General features: G+C 47.5%; 11 protein-coding genes. 8 read left to right on the top strand and 3 right to left on the bottom strand.

Annotation, left to right across the window (positions count from 1 at the left end; all coding sequences use genetic code 11):
- The first annotated feature begins 87 nt into the window (after positions 1-87).
- From rhuM to BUB94_RS11310, 6 genes are all read left to right on the top strand, one after another.
- Positions 88-708, top strand: a complete 621-nt coding sequence (gene rhuM / locus BUB94_RS11335) for a RhuM family protein (protein WP_256375064.1) — start codon at positions 88-90, stop codon at positions 706-708.
- A 183-nt stretch (positions 709-891) separates the two neighbouring features.
- On the top strand, positions 892-1,272 hold the full coding sequence (locus tag BUB94_RS17065) for a carboxymuconolactone decarboxylase family protein (RefSeq protein ID WP_073237131.1): 381 nt from the start codon (positions 892-894) through the stop codon (positions 1,270-1,272).
- Positions 1,273-1,280: 8 nt separating this feature from the next.
- On the top strand, positions 1,281-1,520 hold the full coding sequence (locus BUB94_RS17060; protein ID WP_073237128.1) for a carboxymuconolactone decarboxylase family protein: 240 nt from the start codon (positions 1,281-1,283) through the stop codon (positions 1,518-1,520).
- Complete coding sequence (locus BUB94_RS11320) at positions 1,513-1,881, top strand: cupin domain-containing protein (RefSeq protein ID WP_073237124.1); 369 nt, start codon at positions 1,513-1,515, stop codon at positions 1,879-1,881. The genes BUB94_RS17060 and BUB94_RS11320 overlap by 8 nt, the downstream gene beginning before the upstream one ends.
- A 100-nt stretch (positions 1,882-1,981) precedes the next feature.
- The gene (locus BUB94_RS11315; RefSeq protein ID WP_083538255.1) at positions 1,982-2,476 is read left to right on the top strand and encodes a flavodoxin; all 495 of its coding nucleotides are present in this window, start codon (positions 1,982-1,984) and stop codon (positions 2,474-2,476) included.
- Positions 2,477-2,480: 4 nt separating this feature from the next.
- Positions 2,481-2,900: a putative quinol monooxygenase gene (locus BUB94_RS11310; RefSeq protein WP_083538254.1), complete on the top strand. Its 420-nt coding sequence runs from the start codon at positions 2,481-2,483 to the stop codon at positions 2,898-2,900.
- Here the strand turns inward: BUB94_RS11310 and pth are convergent.
- The 3 genes from pth to BUB94_RS11295 all read right to left on the bottom strand — a co-directional run bounded on the left by pth (position 2,875) and on the right by BUB94_RS11295 (position 4,153).
- A complete protein-coding gene (gene pth / locus BUB94_RS11305) occupies positions 2,875-3,513 on the bottom strand; it encodes an aminoacyl-tRNA hydrolase (protein ID WP_073237115.1) in 639 nt (212 codons plus the stop codon). The genes BUB94_RS11310 and pth overlap by 26 nt on opposite strands.
- Positions 3,514-3,579: 66 nt before the next feature.
- Complete coding sequence (locus BUB94_RS11300; protein WP_073237112.1) at positions 3,580-3,981, bottom strand: hypothetical protein; 402 nt, start codon at positions 3,979-3,981, stop codon at positions 3,580-3,582.
- Positions 3,974-4,153 carry a hypothetical protein gene (locus BUB94_RS11295; RefSeq protein WP_073237109.1) on the bottom strand — a complete coding sequence of 60 codons (180 nt, stop codon included), beginning with the start codon at positions 4,151-4,153 and terminating at the stop codon, positions 3,974-3,976. The genes BUB94_RS11300 and BUB94_RS11295 overlap by 8 nt, the downstream gene beginning before the upstream one ends.
- 294 nt (positions 4,154-4,447) lie before the next feature.
- Here BUB94_RS11295 and BUB94_RS11290 point away from each other — a divergent pair, with 294 nt between their 5' ends.
- Together BUB94_RS11290 and BUB94_RS11285 are read left to right on the top strand one after the other, a co-directional pair.
- On the top strand, positions 4,448-5,881 hold the full coding sequence (locus tag BUB94_RS11290; RefSeq protein WP_073237106.1) for an alpha-amylase family glycosyl hydrolase: 1,434 nt from the start codon (positions 4,448-4,450) through the stop codon (positions 5,879-5,881).
- Positions 5,882-5,896: 15 nt separating this feature from the next.
- Positions 5,897-6,463 carry a TetR/AcrR family transcriptional regulator gene (locus tag BUB94_RS11285; RefSeq protein ID WP_083538253.1) on the top strand — a complete coding sequence of 189 codons (567 nt, stop codon included), beginning with the start codon at positions 5,897-5,899 and terminating at the stop codon, positions 6,461-6,463.
- Positions 6,464-6,465: the final 2 nt, after the last annotated feature.

Here is a 6,465-nt window from a genome sequence, read left to right as displayed (position 1 = left end):
AACAATAGACCAAGAAAAAGGCTTGACTACCTAACACCAAATGAGTATCTTTTGAAAAAGTTCAACATTATGCGTTAGCGATTAGAAATCGCCTTATTCAGCCTCGATGTAATTATTTCTGTTGGTTATCGTGTTAAATCATTTCAGGGCACTCAATTTCGTCGCTGGGCAAATCAGGTGCTCAAGGAGCATTTGCTTAAGGGCGGCTCCGTAAATCAGCGGCTAATTTCTCACGAAAATAAGTTGGAAAATCACGATTCCAGGCTTTTGTCCCTCGAAAAGCAAGTCGATTTCTTTGTCAAGGCGAACTTGCCGCCGAGCGAGGGAATACTAAACGCAAAATCCTGGTGGAGCGGGTATGAATTTGCGGCGCAGTTGGTGCGTTCCGCAAAAGAAGAAATCGTCATTATCGATCCGTATGCTGATGACACCGTGCTTTCGTTAATCGCGAAGAAGGCCGAAGGTGTTAAAGCTTTCGTGTATTCGGCTCGCATTAACAGAACCATGAATGAAGAAGCGGCAAGGTTAAATCGGCAGTTCCCGACCGTCGAGCTTCGCAACATGCGTGATGTCCACGACAGGTTCATCATTGTAGATAGTACGATTTACCATGTCGGCGCAAGCATCCGCGATTTAGGGAACAAGCTAACCGCGTTCTCAGTGTTGAACGCAATCACAAAGGAACAACTTTTAGAAATTCTTAAATAAATAACTGTCGCTTTTTTATTCACGTTTCAAACAGACTCCGTACAAAAACTCACTATAATTACCGCATAAAAACTACAAAATGGTAGAATTTTAAAATTTTTATATATAAAATCTGCGTTTTTGGTAGAAATTCATTTGTTTTGGGTAGTGAATTAAAATCAGTCTTTTGGTAAATTCATAACTATGAAAACTGCATTTTTTAAAACTTTCGTGAAATCCCTGGGCGCGGCGGTCGCAATTTCTGCCGCATTCGCCACCACCACAAACGCACAGATTATGAAAAACGTTCTTACCGTTCAGCAGCAGGACATGGCCATTATCGCCTGTCTGGAAGCCAAGGGCGACTTGGCAAAATTCAGCAAGGCCATCGACAAGGGCCTGGACGACGGCCTCACCGTAAGCCAGGTGAAGGAAGCCCTTTCCCAGCTTTATGCCTACACCGGTTTCCCGCGCTCCCTGAACGCCCTGGGAACTTTGCAGGAGGTTCTGGATGAACGCAAGGCCGCCGGCAAGAAGACCGCCGAAGGCAAGGACGCTTCGCCCCTGCAACGGATTACTATCTGAAGGCTCATTTGTTCGGCAACATTTTCGCCCGCGACAACTTGACTATGCCGGAACGCGAACTGGTGACTGTTGCGGCCCTCAGCGGCATGGATGGCGTTCACCCCCAGCTGGCTGCACACAAGGCGGGCGCAAAGAAGGCTGGCCTTACGGATCAGCAGGTAGAAAGCATTACCATGACTTTGCAGGACGCCAAACTGATTCCTGGAATGTACGGCGGAGATTCCCCGTGGCCCCCGCGGCGTGCCTAACGTAAATTACGCAAAGTACTTTATCGGCAACAGCTATGTGGCTCCCATGAGCGCCGAAAATGGCGGCCCCACCAACGTGACTTTCGAACCGGGCTGCCGCAACAACTGGCACGTGCATCACAACCAGGTGCAGGTCTTGATCGCTGTTTCTGGTCGCGGCTGGTACGTGGAAGAAGGCAAGGAACCTCTCGAAATGACGCCAGGTACTGTGGTGGCCATTCCCGAAGGCAAGAAGCACTGGCACGGTGCTGCCAAGGATTCCTGGTTCCAGCACTTGACTTACCACACCCACGTTGGCGAAAACGCCAGCAACGAATGGTTGGAACCTGTAGTTGACGAAGTATATAACAAGCTTCCGTAATTGAGGAAGGTATGAAAACATTGCAAGTTCATCTAGCGAGAGCTTCGCGGATTCTACAGAAGCAGACGTACCTGCCGTTGACTCTGCAACTTCTGAAAAAATGCTGGTCGCTTATTACTCCTTCACCGGGAACAGCAAGGCTATCGTAGAAACCTTGACAGGAATGATTTCTGCCGACGTAGTGGAAATTTCTCCTGTGGAAAAGGCCGATTTTGCCGCCAACAATTACGCCATCGGCGATGCCCTTATTGACGCCATCAACAAGAATCCCGATGCGGAAAGCAGCTACCCCGCTATCACCGTCAGCACCGAAGTAAGCTTCGCAAATTACAGCGAGGTGATCATCGTTGCGCCTCTCTGGTGGAGCCAAATGGCCGCTCCCATGCAAACCTATCTTTTCAAGAACAGCAAGGAACTTGCAAATAAGAAAGTAGGCCTTATTGTCAGCAGCCATTCCAGCGGAATCAGCGGCGTAGAAGCCGACGCCAAGCGCTTGCTTCCCGGCAACAACTTCACCGCAAGCCTTTCTATAAAGGCCGCAGATTTTTCTAGCCGCGAAACCAAAATCGTAGACTGGTTGAAAAAGGAATTTTGAGAATATGAAAAAACTTCTACTTTTCTTCGTACTTCTTTTAGCTTCAGGAATGGCTATGGCAAAATCCAGTCAAGTGAAAAAACAGCCCTTTGAAAGCGACCGTATCGTTCGCCTGTCCTACATCGAGATTCACCCGGAATATCACGACCAGTACATGGCCATGGCTCTTGAAGTCGGTGCCACCAGCATGCGTACGGAACCGGGCGTCATCTGCATGTATCCCATGGGGCTCAAGCGCGACAAGAACGCCCTCTACATTCTTGAAATCTACGCCAGCCAGGATGCCTACAAAAAGCACATCGCTTCGGAACATTTCCAGAAGTACAAGCAAGGCACCCTCCACATGGTCAAGCACCTTGACTTGATTGACACGGATCCGCTGAACCCGCTAATGAGCATCAGCTCTGAGATTGCGGACAAGTAGATTCATCTTCGCAAACGATTCTCATGCCATTGAACGCAGACTGGATTGCGGTCATATCAGCATAACTTCTAAAGTTCTCAATCAAAGGAACAAACAAGATGCATGTGTGAATTAACATTACATAGCACTTGAAGTCCATTTGACCAATGACCCATTCCAAAAGTTCGCTTTTATCGGCAGGGCTTCCTACACCGATTTTACACGCAATCCAACCGGGACCAAAATTTTCCAGGACCGATTTCACACCATTGTGTCCACCATGATTCTCGGACATTTTTTTGACCCGAATGCATCCCGGCTCCAAGTGAATATCGTCATAAAAGACAATCAGTTGTTCTGGATTTTCAATTCCCAACTTCTTAGAAAGTTCCGGCAAGACGGAGCCCGCAGAATTCATCCCTGTTAACGGATAGCACAGATAGTCAACGCACTTTTCCCCGTCAACAGAGTGTTCATACGCATACAAATCGTACTGTCCTTCTACATGTTCTACGAGGTGCGTTTTAAATTTGATGCGGAAAGCATCAAGAACTTTACAGCCCATTTGATGTCTTGTATTTCTGTATTTCAATTCGGGATTACCGAGACCAAAAAATAGCTTGGAATTTTTCATAATCGTTCCTTTTTTAAATAAGTCTGAACATCTGGTTTAGTACCAGGCCTTCGTTGTTTGAGTTGTCTATGATTCTTGAGGGAAATTGCCGAAATAAAAGTTCTTTCCCAGCTGAGCAATGAGATACCCGCTGGCGCTATACTCTTTTGTATTTGCATCGTATTTGCTAACACGCTCAACCACCTTTTGGGCGGTTTTGCTAAGAACTTCGCTACAGAAAGTGACAGGCTTTACCGCAAGAGCGAAATAGCCGACAAGATGCTTGTCGCCATCATAAACGCAATAGCTCACAGACTGTTTCTTTCGTGAAAAAGAAATGGAATTGTTGAGCAAAAAGCGTTCTGCATCTGCATTGGGACCACACGAAAATGAACCAAAATCCTTGTAGATTTGGTCATCTGGTAGAAGATTTTTGCCTTTTGCGTCTAGATATTGTTTGAGATTGATGACGGTATAATTACTACCCATTACTTCCTTGCTTTGACATAAAAGCAAGGATTTCCTTGGGGTCCGTCACAAATCTTGCGATTTGGGGAATGGGTTTCTGGGCGTCGCGTTCGGCGGCTTCGAGCTGATCAGCGAACCGCTGAGTGCTTTCGGCGTCAAAGACGAAATTGTGCGTAATGCTAGAGGTTGCCATATTTCTCCCTGACTTTGTGCCTTTGGTGCCCTACGTTGATCATCAGGGGCCGGCCTCCCCATAGGGTTCCTGTCGCCAGGTTATAAACTAAGGCGACGACGTCAAGCAGAGAGTTTTACTTGCCCCACGCATGGGGATTACTCTTTCGTCCATAAATATACAAATAAACAAATCAAAAAACCAGCCCCCATGTAATTCATCTTTAATTTTTCTCCATCCCCTTGACAATATACCAATCGGTATACTATATTTGTAATATACCGAACGGTATATGTAATTTTTAGGGAGGTTCCCATGAGGCCGAATCACATTTATCACGTTTTCCCGCTGGGAGCATTACGTAATGTCGCCGATGGCGTCATTTCCAACGCAAGCACGAATCACGTGCCCTACCGAAACATCCGCGAACTCACCAGCCTCATTCCCCACTTGCAAAGTTTGCGGGTGGACTCCATTCTGCTGGGGCCTATTTTTAGGAGCGAAACCCACGGCTACGACGTGACGGACATGTACCATTTGGATCCGCGCCTGGGAAATGATGATGATTTAAAAATCACGGTTCGCGACTTCCATAATGCAGGCCTTCATGTATTTTTCGACGCAGTCTGGAATCATTCCTCCAGGCATCATTTCGCTTACAAGGACCTGCGGGAAAAGGGGCAGAATTCACCTTACGCCAACTGGTACCGCAATCCGCGATTCAACACACCCAATCTTTGCGGTGACTCTTTTACGGTAGACTGCTGGGCTGGTTTTCAGGAACTGCCCGCCTTCAATTTGCGGAATCCCGATGTGGAGCGGGAACTAATCCACAACGCAGAATACTGGATGGACGAATTTGGCATTGACGGAATTCGTATTGACGCCGCGGAGGATATGGATTTAGATTTTCTGCGACATCTTGCAACCGCCTGCCACCAAAAGCGTGGGGATTTCTGGATGATGGGAGAAGTGGTCTTTGGAGATCCCAGGCGTTGGCTTGAGGTGGGCCTGAATTCCGTGACCAACTACCAGACATATAAATCCTGCTGGAGTTCCCTGAATGACGGGAACATGTTTGAACTGGCCTACAACTTGAATCAATTTTTTGATGACAAGAGCGGAACCTGCAAGGGCGCGAGACTTCAGCTTTTTAACGAGAATCATGACACCAATCGCATTTACAGCCAGCTGAAAAACAAGCAAGACAATTTCGTACAGCATCTGCTGTTCTACACCATGCCTGGAGTGCCCACTATTTATTACGGCGAGGAATTTGGCTTGGAAGCAATTAAGGGCGGTTGCGACGACTGGAATTTGCGTCCCTCTATGCACATCGAGCAGGGACACATTCGTTTCGATAATTACCCAAAGTCCGCGAGTAGACAATCCACAAACTCTACGGACAAAGAAAATCTACTTTCCGAAATCCGTCACCTGGCAGGCATCCGCTTGGATTGCGACGCTTTGCGCGATGGCGGCTATCAACAGGAATTCGTTTACTCCCAACAATTGGCCTTCTGGCGAACACACCAAAATGGTGATGCCCTTGTTCTTATAAATCTCCAGGACGCACCCGTTCAATTTGAAATTGACTTGCGCAGACATTTTACGCGCACACCTAAAATGAATTCCTTGAAAAATCTGCGAGACCTTCTTTCCAACGATTTCATCAAAATCAGCAACGGCAAAATTACCGTCATAATTCCGCCCAAGTGGGGCCGCATCCTTGTACCTAGCGGTACATAAAAGTATATTTGAATCATGACCACAAAAGAAGTTTTATTACAGCAGGCTCTGATCCTTTTCCGCAAGGAAGGCTACGACGCCACCGGCGTGCAGAAAGTTGCCGATGCCGCAGGTGTAGGCAAGCCCACGCTGTACCATTACTTTGGAAACAAGCGGGGCCTTTTAAACGCCCTGCTCACCGCCCATCTGGAAAACTTCTGGAAGGACTTTGAAACCGCCGCGACCTACAATCACGACATCGTCAAAACTTTGGAACAAGTCGCCCGCGTCTATTTTGAATTCGCCAAGAAGGACCCGGAATTTTACGCCTGGTTCTTGTGCATGAGCAACACCCCTACCGAAGGTGACATCCACGACGAAGTTCGCCCCCTCTGTGAAAAACAGTGGACTGCGCTCTCAGAACTTTTCCTTGCCGCAAGCAAAGATCACGGCAACATGAAGGGTCGCCATCAGCGTTACGCCTACACATTCCTCGGCATCATCAACGCCAGCATCCAGGCCTATTTCAGCGGCCTTATAAAATTAAATGACAGGGACGTTTACGACACCTGTCATCAGTTTATGCACGGAATTTTCTCGTAGTT

This window comes from Fibrobacter sp. UWH9 (genome assembly GCF_900129715.1).
Lineage (GTDB): Bacteria > Fibrobacterota > Fibrobacteria > Fibrobacterales > Fibrobacteraceae > Fibrobacter.
The sequence above is the reverse complement of the archived record's forward strand: the minus strand, read 5'-3'. Positions and strand labels throughout refer to the sequence as shown.